Source organism: Planctomyces sp. SH-PL62, from assembly GCF_001610895.1.
GTDB lineage: Bacteria > Planctomycetota > Planctomycetia > Isosphaerales > Isosphaeraceae > Paludisphaera.
This window is the reverse complement of the sequence record NZ_CP011273.1, coordinates 5,971,479-5,996,555: the sequence shown is the minus strand read 5'-3', so window position 1 is coordinate 5,996,555 and position 25,077 is coordinate 5,971,479. Positions and strand designations below refer to the sequence as shown.

The following is a 25,077-nucleotide window of genomic DNA, read 5'->3' as shown; positions in this document are numbered from 1 at the left end:
CGGGGGTCATCCTGCGGAGGCGTCGAGGAAGCCGCGGGCGGCGAGGTCGGAGACGCGGCCGAGGTAGGCGGCCCTCGCCTCCTCGACCGAGTCGAACGCGAGGGTCTGGAGCCGGGGAGGGCCGTCGTCGCGGCCCCAGCGGACCTTCAGCCGACGGCGATCGAGCGTGACCTCGTAGACGTCCTCGCCCTTCGCGTCGCGACGGCTGAAGGCGCGGGTCTCGGCGGTGATCGCCTCGGCCGGCGTCCGGCCCGCGGCGCGGTCGGCCTCGCGGGCGGCGTACGCGAGCCGTAGGGCGACGAGGTGGACGCAGGGGCCCGCCTTCAGCCCTTGCTTGCGGAAGAACCCGCAGGTGCATTCCGCGCGCGTGACCTGCCCCTCGTCGGCCAGGAGCATCTTCGGGCGGTACTCCCGGTCGTCCTCCCGGACCGTCACCCGGCCGGTCAACTCCAGCCCCGCGCCGGGGAGCCGATTTTCGGCGACGACCTCGACCGCCCCCCGGCGCACCAGAAGGTCGTGCGCCACGCGCTCGCGGGCGTCGCGGAACTCCAGGCGGCCGAGGTCCAGCGGGGCCTCGGTCAAGGGACGCAGGCGGTAGACGTCGGCCGCGACGTCGTACATGATGCGGCCCTGCTGGCAGCCGAGCTGCAACGCCTCGGTGAGCGCCGGCCAGGGGAGCTTCGTCGACTTCGCCAGCTCGCCGATCCCGGCCGACCACCGCCCGGCCAGGTGCGCCAGCACGGCGTCGAGCGACTTGCCGCCAGGCTCCGTCTTGCGGGGCAGCAGCAGGTCGAAATTCAAGGCCTGCGACCAGTTCGCCGCGGTGAATCCGGTCAGCCCGAGCGTGAGCGTCATCCCCCGCCCGCGCAGGACCCAGAAGCTCGGCAGGCCGCTGCCGAGGAGGTGGACGTCGACCTCCTCCACGAACGGCAGGAACCGCTGGAGCAGCATCAGGCGGCGACGGCCCCAGACGCGGGCGACCTTCGCCGACTTCCCCTTGTACGGCCCGGCCGTCGTCGGGATGACCACGTTCCAGGGCTCGAGCACCAGCCGGGGCGCCCGACCCGGCATCAGCTCGACCCTCAGCCCGCGGCGTCGGCCCTTCTCGTCGGCGTGCAGCCGCAGGTGCCGAAGCGCGTTGTACAGGTCGATCGGCGCCAGCGAGAACGAGTCTCGCGGCAGCGCGGCGGCCGACTGGACCTGCAGGAACCCGCGAAGCCAGGAATCCGGGACCCGGATCGTCTTCTCCAGCACCTGCCCGGCCGCCTGCGTCGCGAGCCCCACCCCTTCGGAGCCGATGGTCAGGCGCGTCTCCCGGTAGGAGCGCATCTGCTGGAGGCCCCGGTACAGCGACTCGCTGAAGTCGATGTTCGTCGTGCCGTAGGTCGGCTCGGCCTCCGTCGTGAAGCATTCCCGGTCGACCCCGAGCTTCGCGTACGCGCCCTCGTCCTTGCTGAAGACCTCGAAGAAGACCTGATCGGGATGGACCGTCACCACCGGGTCCAGGATCACGAACGCCAGCGGGTCGTTCCGCAAGAGCCACGAGAAATATTCCCGCTGCGCCTGCCAGGCGTCGAGCCCCGACGACTCGCGCCTCATCCGTACATACGCGAGGTAGGCCGTGCGGTCCTTGGGCTGATAGCGCATGTCGCTGGCGACGACCGCGTGGAGCGCCGACATCGCCTCCCGGAAGCGGATCGGGTCGTGGATCACGCCGTCGAACCGCGCCGGACTTCGGAGGATGTTGGCGGCGAGGGCCAGCCGCGCCGAGCCCTCGGAGGTCGACATGCGGCTCGCCCCGGCGTAGGCCAGGTGGAGTTCGGTCCGCTCGACGGCGGCGGGCTCGTCGGAGGGGACGTCCGGCGGGGGGGAGTCGTCGCTCATCCGCGCACCTCGGCCCTCGAAGGCTTGGGGGTTTTCGGCGTCTTCGGCGTCCTGGCCCGCTTCGATCGTCGGAGCCCTCTCCAGGCGGCCTTGCGGAGGTCCTCGTCCAAGCGGTCGTCGAGGCCGATCTCGCGGAGGACCGCCTCGGCGGGCTCGGTCGCGAGGGCGGCGAGGGCCTCGACGGCGCCCAGCTTCGCCCCTTCGTCCAGGGAGCGGTCCCCGGCCACGGCGGTGAGGCCCTCCAGGTCCCGGCCGGCGATCAGGTGCGGCAGGGCCACCCCCTGATAGCGCCCCTGCCGGGCGGCCCGGCGGAGGAGTTCGGAGAGGCGAGGGCCCGCGTCGCGGGCGATTCGTCCGAAGGCCGAGCCGTCGGCCAGGAGCTTCTCGGCCAGGGACGCGATCTTCTCGGGCGCGTCCTCGGCCACGGCCTGGGCCGCCAGGGCCCGAAGCTCGGGGGTCGAGGTCTCGGCGGCCCCCTCCAGGGCGTCGACCGCCCCCTTCCTCGCGGGCGACGCCGCCAGGGCCTCGATCGCCGATCGCCGCAGGTCGGCCGCGTCGAGGTCGGCGCCGGGGGCCTTCGCCATCGAAGTCAGGGTCTCGATCCCGACCCCCAATCGTCCGGCCGCCCAGGCGACCAGGCCCAGGCAATCGACGATCGGCCGGTCGGGCGAGTCGTCGTCGTCGGGGTCGATCCCGCGCCAGGCGGCCTTCCGGCGTTCGAGCCAGGCTTTCCACCAGCGGGCGAGGGCCGAATCGATCGCCGACGCCGCGTCGCGGGCCGACTCGCCGGCCCTCCCCAGGACGTGCGCCGCGAGGCCCGAGACGATCGGGTCTCGGTCGTCGATCGCCTTCCGCGCCTCGGCGACCGGAAGTTCCTTCCTCGACAGGACCGCCCGGCTCAGGTCCTTGCGGGCGTCTTGATCCTCGCAGCGGGGGAGGATGGCGAAGATCGTCGCGGGCGAGGACCGCTCGCAGACGCGCTCCAGGGCCTTCTTGAACACGTCGAGAAAGGAGAGTTCCGGGTTCTGGATCAGGGCCTCGTCGGGCTCCAGGGCGTCGGGGCCGGCGAGCCGGCGGGCCGCGTCGTACGCCGATTCCCCATGCGTGAGATCCTCGCGGACGAGCCGGAGGAGCAGCTCGCGGGTGGCCGGGTCGTCGTTGTAGGCCAGTTGTTCGATGGCCGCCCAGCGGTTCGGGGCCGCCGGATCGGCCGCGCGGCCGCGCAGCAGCGCCCACCCCGCGGCCGTGTCGAGCCAGCGGAGGCCCCTGTTCGCCTGGAAGGCCACCCCGCCGTACCCCCGCGCGAGTCGCTCCAGCAACCGCCAGACGACCTCGGCGTGCTTCGATCGACCGAGGTGGCCGATCGCCTCGGCGGCGACCTCGTTGAGGGCGTGGGCGTCGTCGGAGGCGAGCTTGATGAGCAGCTCCGCGGCCCGCTCGTCCCCGAGCTCGCCGAGCGCCAGGACGGCCCGACGGCGGAGGCCCAGGTCGGAGACCAGCTCCACGCTCGCCAGGAGCGCGGAGAGCCCGTCCGGTCGGCCGATCCGGGCCAGGCCCTCGGCCGCCAGCAGCTGCGAGACCGGGTCCCGCGAGGCCAGCGCCTTGACGAGCGCGGTCGGGTCGCCGGTGCGCTTGCGGAGCCTCCAGCCGATCGCCTCGATCGCCCCGCGCCGGGTCGCCTCGTCCGGATGCGCGACCAGGCCGGACAGGACCGGATCGACCGCGCTCGAACGCGACCATCGGGCCGCGGGGAGGAACGCGGCGGCGCCCTTCTCGCCCGGCGCGGCGAGTCGGGCGAGGAGGCGGGCCAGCACGTCGTCGCGACGCGGGCGCTGCGTCTCCTCCCACCGCCGATCGGGCGCATCCTCCTCGGGGTCCTCGATCGCCTGGTCATGGCCGCTGATCGAAAGGAGGGCCTGCCGGATCGCCGCGCCTCGCTTCGGCTCCCGGTCCCAGAGGGCGAAGAGCCGGTCGACGATTTCCGGTCGGCCGAGGTCGCCGACGGCTCGGATGAGTTCCTCGGTCGGGGCGGTCCCCGAGGGGTCGTCCTCCACGCGGTCGAGGAAGACCGAGGCGGCGCGGGGGTCGCCCAGGACCGTCAGGGCGGCGATGAAGCGACGCGCGGCGGCGGGCTCGGTCGCGGCCCTGAGCCCTTCGACCAGGGCGTCGAAGGCCGTCGCATCCTTCCGGGTGGACAACGCCATCGCCGCGGCCTCGCGGACCGACGGGTGGCGCGAGCCGAGCGCCCGCCGGAGAGCTTCGCGGGCCTTCTCGTTCTTGTCGGACTCGTCGGCCAGCCAGGCGACGGCGGCCCGTCGGAGCGGCTCGTGGGAGCCCTCCAGCGCCCGGCCCGCGACGGCCGCGACCCCTTCGTTCGCCATCAGCAGCCGGGCCGCCTCGATCGCCAGGTCGTCCCGGCGCGTGAGCATCGCCTCGTCGAGCACGCGACGCCCCTCCGCCGCCGACCCTCCCGAGGCGAGGATCTCCAGGGCCTTCACGCCCAGGTCGAGGTGGCCGGTCCCCAGCGCCTCGGCCGCGAGGGCCGTCGGGTCCAGGCCCAGCTCCGGCAGGCTCTCGAAGGCCGGGAGGCGGATCGCCGCGTTCGGGTCTCCCAGGACCTGCACGAGCACCGGGAGGGCCGCCGAGGCGACCGCGGGGTCGGCCTTCGCCAGGTTCACGAGCCGCCCGAGCGCCGTCCGCCTCACCCGTGCGACGGCCGGCTCGGCGCCCTTCTTGCGAGAACTTCCTCGCTCCCGGACCAGCCCGACGTAGGCGCCGAAGGCCAGCTCGCGGAGACGTTCGGGCGCGGAGGCGGGGCGGGGGGGCCGTCGCGACTCCGCGGCCCGGCGCAGCGCGGCGATCTCGGCGGAGTAGCGCTCCGAGTGGATCGCCCAGGCCTGGTCCCACCCGGCTTGCTCCTCGTTCTCAAGCTCCCGGAGCAGCTCCGAGGAGCGGGCGCGGAGGCCGGGGGCGGCGTGGACGAGCAGCTCGGCCAGGTCGTCCACGACCCCCTCGGCGATCGTCCAGGCGGGCTTCTCGCCGCGGTCGTTGAACGTCTTCGCCAGGAACGCGGCGAGCCCCGACGGGCCGGCCGTCGCCTCCAGCGCCTCGGCCGCCGCGAGCCGCGTCCGGGCCTCCCGGGCCGCCAGGGCCGCCAGCATGAGCGTCGAATCCTCGCGGGGCTCCTTCCATTCCCTCATCAGGAGAAGCAGGAACGCCCTCGCCCGCGCCGTCTCGTCCGGGTCGTCGAGCGCGGCGACGAGATGCCCGTCGCCGGCCGCCGCGCCCGAGAGCGCCAGGGCCGCCGCGAGCTTCTCCCAGGGTTCGAGCGACTTCGCGGCGTCGGAGAAGACGAGCGGCCCGGCCGAGGCGTCGCCGAGGATCGCCAGGCCGAGCGCCGCGAGGTCGCGGACGACCGGGTCGTGGTGCCTCAGCGCGTCGTGGAGCGGGGCGGGCCGGTCCGGCGGCGCGAGCCAGGCCAGGGCCCTCGCCGCGGCCCGTCGGATCGGTGCGATCGGGCCGTCGATCAGGGGGATGAGGTCCGGGAGCGCGGCGGCGTCTCCCAGCCGACCGAGGCCGATCAGGGCCGACTCCGCGAGGCTCGCCCAGTCCTTTTTCCGCTCCTCCTCCGCGGGCTCGGGAGCGGTGGCCAGGGCGAGCAGCGGGGCGAGCGCGGCCGGGTCGCCGTGCCGCGCCAGCGCGAGGGCCGCGCGGAGCCGGACGTCGGCGTGCGGGCTCTCGACCGCCGTCCTCAGCACCGGCCGGGCGTCGGCCCCGACGAGCGCCTCCAGCGCGGCGAGCCGTACGTCGCCGTCCGCGTCGTCCAGGGCGCGGGCGAGGAGCTTCTGCGCGGCGGCCGTGCGCTTCTTGATCAGGCCGTCGACGGCCGACTTCCGCAGGTCGGGATAGCGCGAGCCGAGGGCCGCGTCGAGCGTCTCCAGCCCCTTCGTCTTCTTCGCCGCGAACGCGTACGCCTCGGCGCGGAGGCCGGGGTCGGGGTCGTCCAGGAACTCGAACAGGACGTCCCAGCCCCCCGGCCCGGCCACGTTCGCCATCGTCTCGGTCATCGCCTCGCGGCGGACGTCGGCGTGCCGGCTCTTCATGACGAACCGCAGGGTGGCCGCGCCTCCCCCGCCGACGTTCAGGTTCAACGCGGCCTTGAACGCCTCGGAGCGGACGGTCGCGATCGAGTCGTTCAGGGCGTCGGCCAGCATGGCCGCGGGACGCTCTTCCAGCTTGCCGGGCGGGGCCTTGCGCGCCTCGGCGACGAGCAGTTGCAGCCCCCTCTGGCGGACGTTCTCCGAGGGGGCGTTCAGGCCCGCCTCGGCCGCCTTCAGGGGCTCGGACTCGTGCAGGCGGGCCAGGGCGGTGAAGGCCGCGTCGCGGACGTTCAGGCCGGGGTCGTGGAGCAGCGACCTCAGCCGCTCGGCACCTCGGGGATCGTCCAGCGCGGCCAGGGCGCGGCAGGCCTCGACGCGGGCCTTCTCGTCCTCCTCGCGGCTCAGTTGCAGGAGGAGGCCGAACGCCCGGGCGTCCCCCAGGACGGCCAGCCCTCGGGCACCCCGGAGGCTGGTGTCGACGGCGCGGGCGGCGGCGGCCTGGAGCAGCGGCGCGAGGTCGTCGTCCGTCAGCGTTTCGGCCTTCGTGGACGCCTCGCCCCGGCCCTTCCGCGCCTTCTTCGCGGGCTCGGGCGTCGGCCCCTCATCGCTTCCTTCCAGGTCGGCGAGCTGGCGTTGCAGCTCGGGGTCGCGGGACCGGAGGGCCTGGAGCAGGGCGGGGCGGGTCTGGAGCGAGAGCAGGAAGGCGACCCGACGGACCTCGGCGTCGGGGTCTTCGGCCCGGCGTCGGAGGGCCGCTTGCGCGGCGGGGTCGCCCAGCAGCCCCCGGGCGGAAAGCCGCAGGAGCGCGGCCCTCCTGACGTCGGGGTGGGTCGTCCCCATGGCGGCCAGGTTCGCCTCGGGCGATCCGGCCGGGTAGGCCGATTCCAGCGCGACGAGCGCCGCCAGCCGGACCTCGGGCGTCTTGGCCGCGAGGGCCCTGGACAGGCGGTCCGTCGCCCGATCGTCCCCTGGCGCCAGCGCCTCGAGCGCCTCGACGGCGAGCTTGCCGATCTCGGGCTTCTCGGCCTTGAGGGCGAGGTCCAAAACGTGGAGGTCGGCCCGACCCCGGATCCGCCGCAGGCCCTCGAACGCGGCCGAGCGGACGGCCGCCTCGGCGTGGGCGAACAGGCCCTCCAGCCGCGCCGCCGCCCTGGGATTGTCGGACTGGCCGAGCGACCGAGCGGCGAGGAGTCGAAGCCCGTGGTCGGGGTCGACCCCGGCCTGATCGGCCAGAAGGTCGAGCGACGCCGCATCGTCGAATTCGGCCAGTCGGCGGATCGCGGCTTCGCGGGCGCGGGGGTCGTCGCCCGCGAGGTCGGCCTTCGTCGCGGCCATCGCGTCGCAGCCCCGGAGCAGCAGCGCCGCGGGCTTACCGGCCGCGTCGATCGCGAACGTGCAGATGGTCTGGTCCTCGCCCGCGACGACCAGGTGGTCGCGGTCGTGCCGCTGGACCAGGGCGAGCCCGACGACGCGGGCGACCCCCTCCTTCTGGGTCGCCGGCTTGACCCCCCCCACGCGGGGCCACGACTTCACCACGGCGTCGAGGCCGCCGGTGAGCAGGCGGTCCCCGGGGCCCCAGATCATGGCCGTGACGCGGTCGGCGTGGTTGTTGGCCCGTCCCTTGTCCTCGGGCTCCAGCTTCCCTCGCGCGTGGGTCGAGAGGAGTTTCAGGTCGGCCCCGGCCGAGAAGAACCGCAGGTCGTCGCGCTCGAAGAGGATCGCCGTCACCTCCCCTTCGTGCAGCCGCGCGGCGTCTCCCGCGACGAACTCGGGGGTCGTCTCGGCCTCGAAGATCGCGACGAGTCCGCCGGTCGTACCGACCGCCAGCCAGCGGCCCGACGGATCGCTCGCCAGGACCGAGCCGGGCTCGGGGAGTTCGAGCGTCTGCGCGAGCTTGCCGTCCTTCCGCGACAGGATCTTCACCTCGCGGCCCGACAGCACTCCGAGGCGGTCGTCGGAGAGCAGGGCCAGGGACCTCGGCGGTTCGTCGAACTTCGGTCCGATGGGTTGGGGACGGCCGCCGGGCGGGGCGTGATGGATCCGGCCGTCGCTCCCGGCGATCCAGAGCGTCTCGCCGTCGGCGACGATCGCGAGCCCGCCGGGGAGGTCTTCGCTCTCGGATCGGGGGCGGTCGTCCCCCAGGTGGACCCGGTGCAGACCGGTCGGTCGGCCCTCGGGGTGGGAGGTCACGAAGGCGGCCGACGAGCCGACGCCGACGAGCGCCTTCAGGTCGCCGCGGAACGGGATGGAGTAGTCGATCGTCGTGCTCACGAGGGCGCCCCCTCGACCCCTCGGCGGAGTTCGGGCCAGGCGTGTCGGATGCGGGTCACGGCCACCAGGCAGGCGGCCCGTTCGCTCGGCCCGCGCGAGGGGAGGAACTCCTCCAGGAGCGGCGTCGCGCCCCGGGCGAATGCGACGTCCTCGACGGCCAGGTCGCGCATCACCTCGATCAGCGCGAGCTTGGCTTGCCGCGCGGGCAGGGGCGAGGCCTTCTCCGGGGCCCCGCCCCCCTCGCGCTTCTCGGGCCTCGGCGGGGGGATCTCGAACAGCGATCTCCGGAGCAGCTCCCACATCCCCCGGGGGCCGGTCGGAAGGCCGTCGGGGCGGGCCGGGACGCCGGGGCCGCGATCCTGCGCCGCGATCGCCGCGGCCTTCCTCGTCCCGGCGCCGACCGTCGGCGCCGGCGGGGCGGCGGGCTTCCAGTCGGCCGTGATCCCTCGATCGCGATACAGCGACCACAGGGTCCGGATCACGAACGCCCGCATCCGGCGGTCGGGGCTGTCGGTCAGGCGGAACAGCTCCTCGGGACGCCTCAGCCGCGGGGAGCGGTCGAGGAGCCGCATCCCGAGGTCGCGCGTCGAGGCGTCGGCCGACTCGCAGAAGGCGTACGCGGCGGCGGGGCTCAGGCCCTCCGGGTCGATCCGGCGGCGCCGATTCTCGGGGGAGTCGTCGGCCAGCAACGCCCCCTCGACGAATCGGCGGACGTCCGCGTGGGGGCTCTCGGCCAGCCTCAACAGGGCCTCGGGCGGGGGGGCCCAGCGGGCGAACTCCCACCGCGACAGCTCCAGCGCGAGGTCGCGCAGGGGCTTGCGGCTCTCGTGGAACAGCGGCTCGACCCTCGCGAACGTGAGGAACTCGGCGGGAATCTCCGCGCCCGGATCGACGGGCCTTTCGGTCTTCTCAAGGGCGACGTCGGGGTGATGCGCGAGCAGGTACTCGATCGCGAACCGGGCCCTCGGGGCGTCGGCCGGCCCCGCCGCCGAGGCCATCTCCCAGAGCCGCTCGCAGCCGGCGAGCACGGCGTCGGCCGAAATCTCCCGCACCCCGCCGGCCAGCATCTTGAGGAAGGCCGTCTCGGAGATGATCTTGATGTTCGCGCCCGAGGCGTTCAGCGACTCGGCCTTCGTCTGCTTGTCCCCCTTCTTGCCGTGGCCGTACAGCGGCGAGCCCTCGTCGCCGATCACGAGGTAATGGAGCCTGGCCGAGACGCTCCCGGACACCGACCCGCCCGACGACCGCACCTGGTCCTCGGCGTCCTTGCGCTTGAGGGTCGCCATCTTGCCCGTGAACAGGAACGACGCCCCTTGCAGGTCGACCGTCGCGGCGGCCTGGGGCTCGGGCTCGGACGCCGAGGCGGACGGCTCGCGGGGGGCGAAGTCGGCCGGCGTGAACGCCTTCGTCAGCACGCCCACGGCGAAGTCGTGGTAGCTCGGCTCGGAACGGGCGACGAGCGACAGGAGCCAGTCGAATCCGAGGTCGGCCGGCGGGACCTTGCGGACGTCGGCGAGCCAGGCCCGCACGCGATCGGAGAGCCCGGGGTCGAACGCGAGCGCCCTCGCCCAGTCGGGCCCCGCGCGGCGGAACTCGGCGATCCAGGGATGGGCCGCGAAGTCCGGCTCGTAGGCCAGCGCCTTGAGGAACTCGACGCCGAAGGTCGGGGCCCGGAGCTTCCCCTGGTCGACCCACCGGGCGGCCTGTTCCTGGGTCATCTCGTCGAGCAGGATGCGGCGCAGGAAGTCGACGGGCTGCGCGTCGAGTTCGAATTTCGCCAGCTCTCCCAGGGCGAAGGGGGCCACCATCTCCGAGGCGTCGTCGTCCGAGCCCTTCAGCGCGTCGATCAGATCTCGGAAGAATCCGGGGCCGAGCTTCTCGGTCGGGTGGATCCTCGCGAGCAGCCCCTTGAGCAGGTCGAAGGCCGCTGCGCTCTCGGTGAAGAGGTGGGCCCGGAACCAGTCGGGGGTCAGCTCCTTCGCGCCGAAGTGCCTGGAGACGGCGTCGGCCGCGAGCTTGAGGCCGTGTTCGGATTTCAGGAGACGCCCCCAGGCTTCCAGGCCGACCTCGGCGCGGGGGTCGCGGTCGCCGAGGAGGTCGACGGCGAGCTTGCGGACGGCCTGGTGGTCGTTGTCGATCAGGCGGATCAACTCGTCGACCGACAGGTCGCGGGCGTGCGCCCGGGCGTAGCCGGCCGCATACGCGCGGGCCTCGTCGGAAGGCGAGTCGAACAGCCGCAGGACGGCCTCGTGGAGCCCGAGCGAGCGGAACGCCGACTGCTCGAACCGGGGCACGTTCGACAGGACCCAGACGAGGAGCACGTCGACCGGCCGGCTCCGCACGTCCACCAGTCGGGCGACCCACGCCGGCTCCACCTCGCGCAGCGAGGCGCGGAAGTCGGCCTTCAGCGCTTCGGCCGCGAACATCCGGGCCCGGTCGCTGCGGGCCTTCTCCAGGAGCCCGAACAGGGGCCTCGGGGTGCGCTTCCACAGGTCGGCATAGGCGCGATGCTTCAGGAAGTCGCCCGAGTACAGGGCCGGCGAGCGGCCGAAATTCTCCCGGCCGTAGCCCCCGGCTTCGTGGAAGAAAATGTGGTTGGCGATCCAGGTCCGCGGCCAGGGCGTCCCTTCGCTGTAGCGGGCCAGCACCTCGCAGGCGAGGTCGGCGTACGACGAGGGGAGACGTTCGGCCGCGCGGCGGAGGGCCCTCCAGCCGCGACGCCGGAGGTAGGCCAGGGTGGCCCGGCCGACCTCGGCCCCCCCCTCCGCCTGGAGCTCGTCGAACCGGGCCGCGAGCGCGGCGAAGACCTCGACGTCGCCGCGGGCTTCCGCCTCCTTGAAGATCCGCTTGAGCGCCTTCCACGGGCCGTAGCGCGCCGGGATCTCGGCGATGATCCGCAGCAGCCACGATCGGGCCGCGGGGCCGCCGTCGACCCAGAGTTCCTCCAGAACGGCGTGCAGCTTCAGGCGATCGGGCGGGGGGACCTCGGCGTCCGGGGCCTCCAGCGCGCGGAGCTTCGCCTGACGCTCGCTCGCCTGCTCCTCCAGCGGCCTGCGTCGGAAGTCGCGCGAGCGGATCTCGGCCAGGTAGGAGGCGAAGGTGGGAGCCCCGGCGCGGAGGGGCGGCTCGGGCTCCGGGTCGTCCTGCCCCGCGAGATCGACGACGAGGGAGACCGTTTCCGGGTCTCTCGCCTCCCACGCGAGTCGGACGTCCTCGAGGCGGATCGACGTGGCCACGAAGGGGGGCCTCCGCACGTGGGCTTCTGGGGCCGATTTGGGACGAAGGGGCGGGCGACCCGGAGGCCGCCCGCCCCTGCCTGGGAGAGTCGTCTACTACATGACCTGGGACACCGAAGGCTCTCTGACTCGCCGGGGTAACTACTACTCCGGCCGCGGCGGAACCCCGTCCGGCGGGGTTGCCCCAGGCCCGCCGCGGCCGGAGTAGTAGTTACCCCGAGCAGCGAGTCTGAAACAGCCTTCGCTGTGACGGATGGCCGACGGACGACTCGGGCGGCGCAACGCCGCCCTGGCGCAGGGCGCCGAGCTAGAACAAGACCTCCCAAGGCCGCTCATCGTCTTCGAGCGTCATCTTCTTCTAGCTCGCAGGTCGCGTGGCTGCAAGCCTCTGGTCATTTTTCGCGACATGTCTCGATCCGGCGCGTCGATTCGGGGCATCGTCCGCTTCTCGACGGGGATCAAGCAGGGGGCCCGGGCCGGGCGGGGCCCTCCTCCCGGCGGGGTTCACGGGGTCGATTCCTCAGGCTTCGCACCCGGAGCCTTCGCGTCGCGAGGATACCGGGGGCCCTCGCCCGAGCGGAGCCAGTTCGGGGAGACGCCGGATTCCTTGATGAAGTCGAGCAGGACTTCCGCGGGGATCGTGACGCCGGTCTCGTAGCTGTACCAGGTGCGCGCGGGGAGCCCCAGGAGGCGGGCCACCTCCGGGCCGCCCGTCGGGCCGAAGACCTCTTCGCGGACCTCCCGGATCCGCTCGGCCAGTTCGATCCGGCGCTTGATCCGCCGATCGCGGTCCACGTCCGGGAGTTCGCTGAGGTGTTGCAGCAGGGCGCCCTGGTTCCAGTTGTCCCAGGCCTCGACCAGCAGGCCGTCCTTGAAGCGGTGCCAGGTCATCCCGCGAACGGAGACGTGGCGGTGGCAGGGCTCGATGCCCAGGGCGTCGCCGGCGTGGGTCCCCGAGGCGCTCCAGCGTACGACCACGTCGTCGCCGACGCCGATCAAGTCCTCGACCACGAACTTGAGGTCGGGGAAGGCCGTCAGGAATTGCTCGCGGAACCGCTGGAAGGCGTCCAGGCCGGAGATCTCGCCGGACTCCGAGTGGCCCAGGACGTCGACGCTCATCAATTCCTCGATGGCCTCCGTCCGGCGCTCGTTCCAAACCTCCTCGAACCATCGCCGCGACAGGGTCCGATTCCGGTCGCTCATGTCCGCCTCTCAATGGGGTGTGGGTTCGATCGCCTGACGCCGGCGGCATTCAGGATGACGACAGAGAATGCGTATGAAAATGATTTTAGCACGATTCGCCTGTCCGCTTCCGAACTTTTTCCCACGCCGAGGCGTCGCGGCCGACACGGGTCGACGAGCGGCGGTTACTCCATGCGCGCCCCTTCGGTCGCCAGGTCGATCAGGCGGTCGACGGGCTGGTCGGCGGTCCAGGAGATGGCGCGGAGGAGGATGAGGCGGAACAGGGGGTCGTCGAAGGTCCAGGTGTAGTGGCCGGGGATGGAGACGAAGACGCGGCCTCGGCCCTGGCGGCGGGTCCACATCAGGGGGCGCGGGGCGCCTTCCTCCGGGGCCGTGGCGAGGATCTCGATGCGGCTGGGGTCGCCGTGGAGGTTCCAGTAGCTCTCGTCGACGAGGTGGAGGCCGGCGGGGAGGCCCGCGAGGATCGGCGACTTCGCCGCGTCGGCGAAGGTCAGATCGAGAGGGCCGTGGCGGTATTTGATCGCGTCGGTCGAGACCAGGCCGATCAGTTCGGCGAGCGAGTCCGGGCCCTTGCGGCCGTTGACGCCCCAGTGGATCACCACCAGTCCGCCGCCCCGGTCGAGGTAGGCCCGGAGCTTCGGGGCCTGCTCGTCGGACCACGTCCCGTTCGCGGAGTACCAGACGATCACGTCGGACTCGTCGGCGAGATCGAGGCCGGTCCCGTCCTTGACCTCGCGGACCGTGACGTTCGGGGCCGACCGCAGGAGGGGGGCCCAGCGTTCGAGCCAGAGGGGATAGTCGTGCTCGTCGACCCCGTGGTCCTTCGGCCCGGCGGCGAGCGTGATCCTCAGCGGCTTCGCGGCTGCGTCGGCCGGGGCCTTGCGGCCCTTCGTCGCGGCGTCCCACTCGGCGCGGCTGCGGGGCGGGAGGGCGTCGTCGCGGTGGATGGGGGCCGGGCCGGGGGGAGGAAGCAGGAGGAACGCCATCAGGTGTTTGAGGTCCTCGGCGCCGATCGCGGCGGAGAGGCCCTCGGGCATCGTCGAGATCCCGGTCGGCTTCAGCTCCTCCACGTCGTTCCGCGACAAGACGACCTCCTCGCCCGTGGTCAGTCCCACGTGGAGGCGGTCCCCCTCGGAGCGGAGCGAGCCGGTCAGGGCGCGGCCGTCGGCGAGGGCGACCTGATAGGTCACGTAGTCGGGATTGATCGCGACGCTGGGCTGCGAGACGTCGCGGAGGACGGACGCGAAGTCGCGCTCGACGAGGTTCGACAGGTCGGGGCCGATGCGCCCTCCCTCGCCCCGCACCGTATGGCACTTGGAGCACTGGCCGACCGCGCCGAGGAAGACTTCGCGGCCCTTGCGACGGTCGCCGCCGGCGAACTCGGGCGGGAACGTCGCCTCGCGCGAGGGCTCCGGCGTGCCGTCCTCGGACGCGCCGGCCCAGGGGACCAGGATCCGGCCCGGCGAGAGCAGGCGAGGCCGCGAATCCTCGTTGGTGTGGTAGGCGACTTCCAGCGTCGCGCCGGGGCCGGTCGGGCAGGTCACGACGATCGGGATCGGATCGTCGGAGACGGCGTCGAAGGTCAGGGCGATCTCGACGAGGCCGTCGCCGGCGTCCCGGGTCTCGACGCGGGCGCCGGGGGCTTCGGCCCGCGTGCCGGAGCGGCCCTTGACGGTCAATGTCGGCTGCTCGGCGGGCAGGCCGGAGTCGACGGTCGAGCCGGGCTGGACGGCGGGCCTCAGCAGGTCCTTGAGCCGGACCTGCGCGCGGAGCGTCAGGACGCCGGGGGCTTCGAGGTCGGCCCAGAAGTGGTCGTGCTCGGCGCTGGCGAGGGTCAGCCCGCGCGCGGCGGCCAGGTCGAGGTGGGGGAGCCAGAGGGTCGTCGCGCGTCCGTCCGCGTCGGCCTCCCAGCGGGCGTCGACGCCCGCCAGCGCGAACGCCAGGTCGGTCTCCGGCCGCTGGGGGAGGGCGCCCGTCCCGGCGACCGGATCGGTCCGTCCCAGGCCGGGGAGGGTGATCGCGTGGGGGAGGGGGGACGACTGGGCGTCGGTCGTCAGGAGGAGCGTCCGGCGGTCGGCCGAGAGCCCCACGCTCCGCACCGCCAGCAGGTCTCGCGGCGCGGCGAGCTGCATGGCGACGACGGCGTAGCCGGGGCGGAGGGCCTCGAAGCGGTCGGCCGGCGCGACGGCGCGGCCGAACTCGATCTGGACTCGTTTCGAGACGTCATGAAGCGTTTTCGGGTCGATCGGCCGGTCGAAAGCGATGCGGACCTCGTGCGGGCCGCTCGACCAGGCGAGCGTCGGCTGCGGCAGGTCGGGGGCGGCGTGGCGGATCTTGTAGAGCTTCCCCTTCCCCTCGGGGCCGCTCCCCCAGTCGGGCATGCCGCTGTGGGCGGCGACGACGAGCGAGCCGTCGGCCCCGACGCACGCGTCGATCAGCAGCATGCCGGCCGTGGCGATCTGGTCGGTCCGGGCGACGTACTCGCCCCGCACCTTGACGAGGTGCGTGCGATAGAGCTTCCCGCGCGAGTAGCCGGTGACGAGGGCGTCGCCCCCCCACCAGCTCGGGCCGAACCTCGGTTCGTCGCCCATGCCGTTGAACGTGAGGCCGCAGGTCGACTGGTGCTGGGGCGCGTAGTCGAACGTCGAGGGCTCGTCGATCACGTCGGGCAGGTGTCTGGCGTGCCGCGCGGGGAAGCCGTAATGCCGGCCCGCGCGGATGTGCAGCAGCTCGTCGAACGGGTTGCCGTTGGGGAGCCACGTCGCCCCCTCCTGGTCGGTCGCGAACAGGTCCCCCTCGGCGTTGAACTCCAGGCCCACCGAGAAGCGGACGCCCGTCGCCACGATCTCGCGGCTCTTAAAGTCGGGGGAGACCTTGAGGATCGCCCCGCGCTCGCTCCGCACGTCGTACCGGGCCTCGCCGGAGGGGTCGAGCTGGTAGGCGTTGACGAAGTCCTGACATCCCGTCCCGAGGAGGATCGAGCCGTCGGGGGCGAGGGCGACGCCCATCGCGTCGACGCTGTGGACCAGCTCGGGCCAGCCCTCGGCGACGACGATCTCCCGGTCGGCGCGGTCGTCGCCGTCGCCGTCGACGATCAGGACGCACTTCCCTTTGCAGGGGATGAACAGCCCCGCGCCCAGCGGGTATCCGGGGGGCGTGAGGGCGGCGTCGAGGGGCGAGACGATCGAGCCCCGACCGTCCCAGAAGACTTCCGCGCGGTCTTCCAGTCCGTCGCCGTCGGTGTCGGACAGGAGGTGGATCATTCCGTCGTAGCCGACGGCGAGCAGCTTGCCGTCGGGCCGTCGCCGCACGTTGTTCACGTTCTTGAGATCAAGGGGGAGTTCGAAGACCTCGAAGCCGGGGACGAGCATCTGGAACGGCGGGGGATTCTCGACCAGCTCCAGCCGGCGGCGGCCGTCGGGCTCGGGAAGCTTGCGGAGGACGTCGGTCAGGCCGCGATGCTTGGCGTCGAGATAGTCGCGGACGGCGTCGGCCTCGGCGTCGGGGAGCGCGCGGTCGTAGAGGAGGACCTCGGCGAGGTCGCCGTGCAGGAAGCCCTGGACGTACGGGGGCCTGGCTTCATTGCTGTAGAGCCGCGCGCCGAGCGTGAGGCGGTCGAGCCGCATCGGCTCGATCCGGCGCGGCCGGGGCTGCTGGGGGCGGCCGTCGATCGTCGTGGCGATCTCCGCGCCCGGAGGTCCGGTCCCGATGCGGACCATGATCGTGACGAACTCGCGAAAGTCGCGCGGGGCGTCGACGACGTTGAAGAAGCCCTGGAAGCCGCGGCCCTCCACATTGATCGCGTCGAGTCGCGTCGAGGCGAAGGGGCCGAGGTCGATCGTCAGGCCCGAGGTGTAGTCGTTGCGGCCCCGCTCCGCACCGGCCAGGAGCCCTCGAAACATCCCCAAATTCGTCGTGGGCGCGACGACGAGGAAGGCGGTGGCCTCGCTCGCCCCGGCATCCAGGCCCTTCGCCTCCAGGAAGTCGTCGACGCCGTCGAACCGGACGAACGCGCGGCCGTCGGCCTCGACGAGTCGGGGACGAGATTTCGCCTCGGGCTGTTCGAAGGAGCGACCCTCGCCAGAAGCGTCGGGCCAGGCCGCCAGGGGGGCATCGGAGGCGCTCGCGACCCCGTCGGGCCGCCTGCCGGCGTCGAGCCAGGCCCGCAGGCCGTCCCGCACCGGCAGCCCCGGGTCGGCCCAGGGCTCGACCCCGGCCCCGGACGCCGAACCCGCCGCCAGCGCGAACGCCGCCAGCGCCGACGCGACCCACCGACGCCATAGTCGCGGGCCGTGCGCCCGACCCTGGAATCCTTCGATCGTCATCGGCCCGGCCCCCCTTTCGAGACGAGGCCGCGCGATCCGCCGACGCCCGGCGACCGCCTCGACCCCGCCCGTCGATGTTATCCGCGAACGGACCGGAGAGGAATCCGCCGAACCGGCCGCGCCCGCCCCGGGCCTTGCGTCGACCCGACGCGACGGATCATGCCGGATCGCGACGCGCGCGGACGTACCGGCCAGGCGACGCCGTCACGGGGTCAACAATGCGTACGCGCCGGTCGAGCCGACCGGCTGGTATTACGACGGCCTGCGGGCCGGGGCCACGGTCGGGATCAACACGGCGAACCCGCGCAGCGGCAACGGGTCCATCCTGTTCAAATCGACCGTCGGCACGGCCAAGGCCGCCGTCTTCATTCCCGCGTTCCGATCGAGCGAACCGAGGGGGGCCGAGCCCCTTGGCGAAGGCGAATCAACGACGTCTTCGATCGGCGTCGGATCGGAGGCCCTGCCCTCGCTCTCGCAGGATCGCCCTCAGCCGCTCCGCGATCGGCAGCAGCCAGAGGATCAGCCGGAGCCGCGACAGAAGTTGCGTGAGCGCGAGCCCTCCCAGCAGCGCGACGACGGCCAGGAAGATCGAGATCCAGGCCAGGGCCCCCGGCCAGTAATACCAGCCGCCGAAGGCGCCGACCAGCGCGAGCCCGATCGAGGCGCCGTAGGCGATGCGGATCGCCCGGAGGATGAACGCGCCGGAAGGTTGCATCATGGCCGGTTTCATGGGTCGTCGCGGTGGAGGTGGAACGGCCCCCGAGGCCCCGGCGTCCACGGCCGCGGTGAGGAGCACGGGTCGAAAATCACGATCCTCGCGTCGGCCGATCACATTGCAAACCGTGTTCCGCGGGCGTTGGGCGGGATGGCTTCGGCACGGCTTACGAATCGGAGCCCCCTGCGGACCAAGCCCGAGGCTGTCCTGATGGCGCGGCTCGCCCTCCGGATGCGCTTCAGTTCCCGACAAGATTCGTCGCGTGCCTCCCCGGGATGATGCATCCTCGACGATCTTTCGGTAGAGTCGCTCCTCCTCAGGGGCCCCCCGAGGACTCGCCGGGATCGTCCGTCGCCGCGGATGCGATGGGGCGATCTCCGACGCGACCCGCAGGAGGACGTCGATCGGGCGGGGCGGGGGGCTTCGAGGCGGATCGAGCGTGAGCGAGGCAGGACGGCCCGCCTGGCTCGATCCGGAGCGGAAATGGAAATTCCGGAATTCAGCGTTAAGAGGTTGCTTGCATGATGCGCGGAAGATTCGGCTTCTTGGTTGGGATCGTCGGCCTGGCGCTCTGCCTCTCGCCGACGGGCGCCGGGGCGGGATACACGACTGCCGTGGTGATGGTCGGCCTGGATAACCCCCGGGGCCTCGCCTGGGGCCCGGACGGCAGCCTCTACGTCGCGGAGGCGGGCCGCGGGGGCGACGGCCCCAGCATCGTGTCCGGCGACGGCCAGACGGTCTCCTACGGCGCGACCGGCGCGCTCAGCCGGTTGCGCAACGGGGTGCAGGAACGCGTCGTGACCGGCCTGCCCTCGCTCGCGGCCGCCGGCGGCGGCAACGCGTCCGGCCTGCAGGACATCGCCTTCAGCAGCTCGGGCGAGCTTTACGGCGTGATCGGCCTGGGCGCCGATCCGGCCTCGCGCGCCCAACTCGGGGCCGTCGGCGACGAATTCGGCCGACTGGTCCGGCTGCCCCTGGACGGCGCGCCCGTCGCGGGCCTCGCGAACCTCGCCGACTACGAAGCCTCGCAGAATCCTGACGGGGGGGCCGTCGATTCCAACCCGTTCGGGCTGGCGGCCGCCCCCGGGGGCGGGTTCTTGGTCACGGACGCCGGCGCGAACGCCGTCCTCAGCGTGACCGATCAGGGGGTCGTCACGACGCTGGCGGTCCTGCCGCCGCGCCCGAACCCGCTGCCGTTCGGCCCGCCGGTCTACCAGTCCGTGCCCACCGGCATCGCCGTGGGCCCCGACCAGTCGATCTACTTCGGCGAGTTGACGGGCTTTCCGTTCCCCCCCGGGGCCGCGAACATCTACCGCATCGACCCGATGACGGGGCAGCCGATCGTCGCCTTCGACGGCTTCACGAATCTCATGGACCTGGCCTTCGGCCCCGACGGCGCCTTGTACGCGCTGCAACTCACGACCAACGGCCTGGCCTCGTCGACCGGCCCCGGGTCGGGGATCCTCAGCCGGATCGACCTGCTGACCGGCGAGCGGACCGTGATCGTCGGCGACGGTCTCGGCTTCCCGACGGCGATCGCCTTCGGCCCGGATGGCGCGATCTACGTGACCACCCAGGGCGCCTCGGCGGGCGAGGGCCAGGTCCTGCGGATCTCGGCCGTCCCCGAGCCCTCGACCCTGGTGCTGCTCGGCCTCGGCCTCGCCGGCCTGGTCGGCTGCTCGCGCCGCGGTCGCTAAGCTCGCCGGGGGGATCGACGCGTCGATCCCCCCTTCACCCGATGTCTGAAGCCCCCGGCACCGCTTCGCGCCGGGAGGCCGACCTGGATCGGCCGAGCGCGCCGTGGCCTAAGCCCGTTCCTTTGATGACAGGCGAGCGGGATCTTGAGGGCGAGGCACTCGGACCGTCGAGGTCGGGCGAGAGCTTCACCGGCTTCTTACCGACCTGGAGCTGGTCGACTAACGTGCGGCCCATCAGAACGGGGCCGGATCTCGGCGATTGCGGGGCATGAGCAGTTCCAAACGCCGCCAGATGACTCTGTCAGACGTCGGGAAGTGCCTGATTGCTCGCCGTGGATCCTTGCGGGGTGAGTGAAGTGGAGCGGAAGGGGATCGAACCCTCAACCTCAGCATTGCGAAGCGGCCGTCGGTGACAGTCAGAAAGCCGTGTAAACCCTGTCACTGTAGCCAGTTTACCCGCTTTCGAGCCTGTTGCAAAGGCTCTCAGACGCTTGCGGGAAAAGGCAGGGGATCGCGGTAGTGACAATCGGCCATCCGGTAGACACCCGGTAGTGTAAACGGTAGTGGACAAGGGCCGCCCCATGACGGACGGCTCGGGGCCGCCGCCGCCGCCGCCGTCGCTCAGCTCAGCAACTCTTCCACCAGCGCTTCCACGTCTCGGCCCGCCTCGCTCTCGGCAATGAACGCGCGGACGTCTCGCCTGACGGCTGCGAAGTGCCGACCGGGATCGATTTCGAGCGCCCCCACGGCCGCTTCCAGTTCTGCCCCCCGGGCGGAAAGGCGGGCATGGAGGTCGACGGTCGGATCGTACAGGGGAACCGGCACCTGCCAGATATGTTTGTCGAAGTGCCGCTCGTCCTTCCCGTAGCTCATGAACGGCCGCACGAGTTCCGTGAGGCTTGCGGAATTCAGGATGGCGCAGAGGTATTGAGCCTCGGCCGTCGAGGCGGCGGTCGCCCAGTAGAGCCCATGTTCGATCACGGCCCGACGATCGCTGAGCCGTGAGGCCACGAGGTGCATTCCCGAACCGGCGTACACGATGCGTTCCGGTTGGAGGGGGAATTGATGCTGGAATTTGTGTCGGTAGTCAAGCTGGCCACATAGCGTCAATCGGTCGCTGGATCGGTGCTTCTCCCAGATCGCTTCCGCACGACGCCACCAATTGGCCAATCCTTCATAAGCGTCGAGCCGATCGGATAGGCCGTCCATGAGCCCCTCTCGATCCCAGGGAAGCACCGCTTCGAATGCCTCCGCGATGCGGTAGGGGATGACGCTTTCGCCTAGCAGGACGGGCCGGATGAACTCCGTTTCGACGACGCCTTCCAGGGCCGGCAGGTCTTTCCAGGGTTTCTTGTCGTTGTTGCGTTGGAGCGAGCGAACGGCGACCTTGCCTGCAGGCATCCCCAGCGGCCCCGCGGCCTGGCGCGTGACGAAGAAGAGGAATCGTGGAAAGATCGTCGCTCCATTCCGGAAGCGTTCCGCCCACGGCGAGGTGGGGTCGTCGCCCGACGGACGAGATTTCCCCGAGGCTTGCATGAGACTGCTCGCGACCGCATCCCAGTTGGCGTTCTGCTCGGAGACTCGGCCGGACCAGATCGTCACGTCCGTCGGTAGCGGTCTCGGCTGGTCGGCCCGCGTCCCGAACAGCACGGCGGAGCCACGGGGGAAGAAGTGCGGTCGGATGCGGCGCAGATCCCAGGCCGGATCGAACGCGATGGATACGGGAGCCTGTGCGTTCGGGAGCTTGTACCTTCCCGTGCGCAGCCCCTGGAACTGTCCCCGGTCGACGGCCGCGTTCGGCATGACGAAGCCGAACCGCCCGCCGATCTTCAAATAGCGCTCGACCGCCCGCACCAGGAACAGTCCGGAAAGATCCTGATGCGTGGCCACCTTAGCCCCGTGCCAGAGGCCCCGTTCGTCGCTGTATTCGCGGAACGCCTTCTGCATCGCCTCGGTCATGAACCGGAAGGCCAGCCAGGGCGGGTTTCCGATCAGCGCGTCGACGCGGTTCTGAGGCAGGGCCAGCCACCAAGGCCGGGCCAGGTTGCGAACGTAGTAGCTCCAGATGTGGTCGCGACCCTCATCGTGGAGGTCGCACAGGGTCTGGAACGTCTCGTCCAGCGTCTTTTGGGCGGTGAGAGACACGGCGTATCTCTGGTAGAGCGCCGAGAGCTTCGGAACGGAGCTGCCCGGCTTGCGACCACCCGCCAGCTTCGTCATCGACTCGACGATCTGATTGAATCGCCCCGGGTCTTCGAGGACCTCTTCCGGGAAGCGGAGTTCCGATTCGAAGAGTTGTTTGCGGTCGTCGGTCTCGATGACCAGATTGCCGCCGGAGAACAGGTCCTGCGCCTCGCGTTTCCACTGCACGGCGTCGCCCAGGTACACGGGCACCTGGATCGGGCCGCGCTCCGGATGCGTGAGGCGATCGCGGCCGATGGCCAGCAGGTACGTCACGCGGGCCAGAGTCACGGCCACGGGGTGCAGGTCCATGCCCAGAACGTGGCGCGTGAGGCCGGACAGGGCCGTCGGAAGGGGGAGGCCCGCCGCCTCGGCGCTGGCGAGGTATCGCCGGGCGGCGTGGAAAAGGAAGGTGCCGGAGCCGCACGAGGGATCGAGAGCCCGTGTCTCCAAGGGCCGCTCGATCGTGGCCGAGACGACGCGCTCGGCGAGCCAGTCGGGCGTGTAGTATTCGCCGAGCCGCTTCCGCGTCGGGGCCGTGATGACGGACTCGTAGAGCACTTTGAGGACGTCGCCGCTCACATCCTGCCAGCGGAACCGGCCCACGCGACGGGCCAGGGAGCGCACGAACGGCTCGCCCCCCGGGACGTGGGCCACCCAATCGAAGAAGTCCGCTTCGACGACGCCGGTGATGCCGCTCTGTTCGAATTTGCCGCCGCTCAGCAGCGACGCCGGCGCGATGGATTCGAGGTCGAAGCCCACTAGAGCATGGGCGATGATCTCGGCCGTGTTCACCAGGTAGGTGTGTTCGACGAAGAGGTCGTCGCTGTCCTCGAATTGCGTCCCGAGGGCGGTTGTGAGCAACCGGGCCCAAAGCTGTCGCTTCATGAGCACGGCGGGGTGGTCGCGATGCCGAGTGAAGAGCGCGAGCAGCGTATCGCGGTCCAGGTCGTGGGCCGAACTCCCCGCCCCCAGCCGCCGACGGATCTCCCGTGGGGTCGCTGGGATGTCCCGCGCCGTGGCCAGCACGCCTTCCAGCCAGATCAGGAACGGCTCGGGGTCCGGTTTCGTGGCCGACAGCTTGTAGGCCGAAACCTCGCGCGGCGGACCCGCTTCCGCCTCGCCCGGCAGGCAGACGCACCGCCAGTCGGCGCCGTCGGTGAGGATGCCGACGTATCGACAGCCGGTCTCGATCTGTCGGGCCGCCAGGTAGCCGGCTATCTGTGAGATCGCATCGGGCAGGACGTTGCCCGCCGAGAGGTCCCGCTTGACCTCGATCAGACAGCTCCCGACCTCGATATCGATCCGTCGGCGGAGGCCGACCGGCGTTTCCAGGTCCGCGGTGACGACATCCTCCGCCCTAAGCGACAGCGGAGCCGTCAGGACGAGTTGTCGGATATCCGCCTGTAGAGTCGCCTCGGATCGAGTGTTGTCGCGCCGGGCGATCTGGGCGAGGAGTTCGACGACCGTCATGGAGCAACCACTGTTACCTGATGGAGCCGATTGTTACCTGACCGGGAACGGAACATATCATCGGCTCGACGGCCGTGGCAATCGGACGGGAGCCGCCGGCGCCGGTGGGAATCGGATTCGGTAATCCGGATTTTTCCGCGGCGGGGAGGTCGGGGCGGTCGGCGGAGCACCGCGGCCGAACATCTTGCAGCCCCCGGGGTGTCGAAGGAAGCGGCTGAGTTGAACTCATTCGCCGCTCACGTCTCGTCGCCCGAGATGGCTTCCCGCTCGGATGCCGAGGCCGCTCGGGCGACGCCCGGGATGTTGATCCGGGGGAATTTCTCGGCCATCCTTCTCGCGACGTCGGCCAGCGTGGTCTGCGGTTCTCCGGCTCCGGCCGGAGGCGACGCGCCTTCGAGCCACTTGAGTACGGCGAGCCGGTCCCCGACCGTGGTCGCGCCGTTCACGATCTCGGCCGCCCACGCGTCCAGGGTGGTCCGCTCCGGTGCCGTCGGGTCAGGTTGGGCGAGGACCCGCCGGAACGCGTCTCGGGCGCTCCTGGAGCCCTTGGGGCGGCCGGCGGGGTTGCCGCTCCGTCCGGCCTGGAATTGCGTGTCGGATGAAGGCATGGGCCGATCTCCTGTAATCGCCCTGCAAGATCAGGGCGTCATACCGCCGGGATGCGAGGTCCGGGGGTGGTCGGGTCGATTTCGGGGATGTCGTCGGCCAGCAGCGCCTCCAGGTCGAACAACGACGATTCCCGGCGTTCGCGGTACAGGCCGTGATAGCGGGCCAGTTTGTCCAGCGCGTCGAGCTTGTCGAGCAGTTCCAATTCCACGCGCGTTTCCACGGTCTCACCCTCCCGGGTCGTCGTCGTGCGGGTCGTGAGCTTGAACCGCTTGATCAGACGGAGCCGGTCTTCCCGCTTCGCCCTCACCAGGTCGAGCGAGACCCGACCCTCGTCGTCGAAGCGGAGGAAATGCCGCATGTCGCTGGTGGCGATCTCGGCGAGTCGGGCGAGGATCTCGTCCGCGTCCAGCGCTGCGGAGGCCGTCCGGCCCGAGATCGCGGCCCGGATTACATCATTCGCCATCAATCTCGGCCCAGCCATGTGGGGCTGCCGATATCCGGCGCGTCTCGCGGCCTCGGTCGAGTTGCCCAGCGCAGGGCCGACGAACGCTTCGACGAACAGGCGTCGACGATAGGTCAGGTCCATCGGGGAGTCTCCAAGTCTTGATCTTGCCTCATGATCTAGGCTTCGACGTCCAGGATCGTGACGACCGGAGACCGGCCCGGCGATCGGACCGCCGAGACCAGTCCGGCCCGCTCCAAGAGGTCCAGGCCCGGGGAGGCCGAGAATCGGGAGAGGCCGAGATCCGGCCAACCATCCAGGGCCAGTTCGAACTCGGCCGACCGTTCCCATCCGGCCAGCAACCAACAGACCGCGCCGACGTGGGGCGCACGCCGGGGGAGCCGAGACGCGGGGAGCCACCAACGCCAGGGGATCGGGCCGTACAACGGCCGACGGGCCGTTCCGGACCCCGGGGCGTCCGAGACCGAGACGGCGAGCTTGCAACCCGGCTCCCTTTCCACGTCCAGCAGCCCGGCCGATTCGGCCGCATGGAGGCCGCGTCGGGCCGAGTCGGACGATATCTGCAAACCTCTCGCGATGGCGTCCAAGCCCCATCGGTTCGGCGGTCGGTAGCGACAGCAGAGGAACCGGAAGGCCATCGCGACGTGGAAACCCGAGCCCGGGAGCCGACAGGCCGACGCCAGCCAAGGGTAGGGGATCGGCCCCTTGATGAATGGATCTCCCGGCCGATGGCGGGGAGGCCGCCTCCGGGCCGGAGCCTCGCCTGTCAGCTCAGGCGGGAGCCGGAGCCGCTCCAGATCCCAAGCCCCATCCTCCGACGCCGGGGAAGGCTCCATAGATCGCTCCTCAGAAAAGGGACCGCACTTTCCGAGTTTACAACCGAAGTAGAATATGCTCAAGCGAGGTGGCATGCGTGGGTA

The 25,077-nt window shown here is 71.6% G+C and carries 11 protein-coding genes; 1 reads left to right on the top strand and 10 read right to left on the bottom strand.

Features of this window, described 5'->3' with window-relative positions:
• Window positions 1–6: 6 nt before the first annotated feature.
• From VT85_RS23415 to VT85_RS23390, 6 genes are all read right to left on the bottom strand, one after another.
• Complete coding sequence (locus tag VT85_RS23415) at window positions 7–1,884, bottom strand: SWIM zinc finger domain-containing protein (protein WP_068420406.1); 1,878 nt, start codon at window positions 1,882–1,884, stop codon at window positions 7–9.
• Window positions 1,881–8,255, bottom strand: a complete 6,375-nt coding sequence (locus tag VT85_RS23410; RefSeq protein WP_068420405.1) for a HEAT repeat domain-containing protein — start codon at window positions 8,253–8,255, stop codon at window positions 1,881–1,883. Before VT85_RS23410 ends, VT85_RS23415 begins: the two co-directional genes overlap by 4 nt.
• Complete coding sequence (locus VT85_RS23405) at window positions 8,252–11,491, bottom strand: BRCT domain-containing protein (RefSeq protein ID WP_082858836.1); 3,240 nt, start codon at window positions 11,489–11,491, stop codon at window positions 8,252–8,254. Before VT85_RS23405 ends, VT85_RS23410 begins: the two co-directional genes overlap by 4 nt.
• A gap of 504 nt (window positions 11,492–11,995) precedes the next feature.
• Entirely contained in the window at window positions 11,996–12,694 is a 699-nt protein-coding gene (locus tag VT85_RS23400; protein ID WP_068420399.1) for an ester cyclase, read from the bottom strand.
• 164 nt (window positions 12,695–12,858) lie between these two features.
• Window positions 12,859–17,019 carry a ThuA domain-containing protein gene (locus tag VT85_RS23395; protein ID WP_068420396.1) on the bottom strand — a complete coding sequence of 1,387 codons (4,161 nt, stop codon included), beginning with the start codon at window positions 17,017–17,019 and terminating at the stop codon, window positions 12,859–12,861.
• Between the two features lie 424 nt (window positions 17,020–17,443).
• Entirely contained in the window at window positions 17,444–17,737 is a 294-nt protein-coding gene (locus tag VT85_RS23390; RefSeq protein WP_068420394.1) for a hypothetical protein, read from the bottom strand.
• Window positions 17,738–18,255: 518 nt separating this feature from the next.
• On the opposite strand from VT85_RS23390, the gene VT85_RS23385 reads away from it, so the two are divergent.
• Window positions 18,256–19,431: a ScyD/ScyE family protein gene (locus VT85_RS23385; RefSeq protein ID WP_068420391.1), complete on the top strand. Its 1,176-nt coding sequence runs from the start codon at window positions 18,256–18,258 to the stop codon at window positions 19,429–19,431.
• A gap of 621 nt (window positions 19,432–20,052) precedes the next feature.
• Here the strand turns inward: VT85_RS23385 and VT85_RS23380 are convergent.
• The 4 genes from VT85_RS23380 to VT85_RS28775 form a co-directional block, all read right to left on the bottom strand.
• Window positions 20,053–23,085 carry an N-6 DNA methylase gene (locus VT85_RS23380; protein ID WP_068420389.1) on the bottom strand — a complete coding sequence of 1,011 codons (3,033 nt, stop codon included), beginning with the start codon at window positions 23,083–23,085 and terminating at the stop codon, window positions 20,053–20,055.
• A gap of 236 nt (window positions 23,086–23,321) precedes the next feature.
• Window positions 23,322–23,693, bottom strand: a complete 372-nt coding sequence (locus VT85_RS23375; RefSeq protein ID WP_068420387.1) for a DUF5681 domain-containing protein — start codon at window positions 23,691–23,693, stop codon at window positions 23,322–23,324.
• Between the two features lie 38 nt (window positions 23,694–23,731).
• The gene (locus tag VT85_RS28780) at window positions 23,732–24,280 is read right to left on the bottom strand and encodes a terminase small subunit (RefSeq protein ID WP_068420385.1); all 549 of its coding nucleotides are present in this window, start codon (window positions 24,278–24,280) and stop codon (window positions 23,732–23,734) included.
• 35 nt (window positions 24,281–24,315) lie between these two features.
• Window positions 24,316–24,723, bottom strand: a complete 408-nt coding sequence (locus tag VT85_RS28775; RefSeq protein ID WP_197490965.1) for a hypothetical protein — start codon at window positions 24,721–24,723, stop codon at window positions 24,316–24,318.
• Window positions 24,724–25,077: the final 354 nt, after the last annotated feature.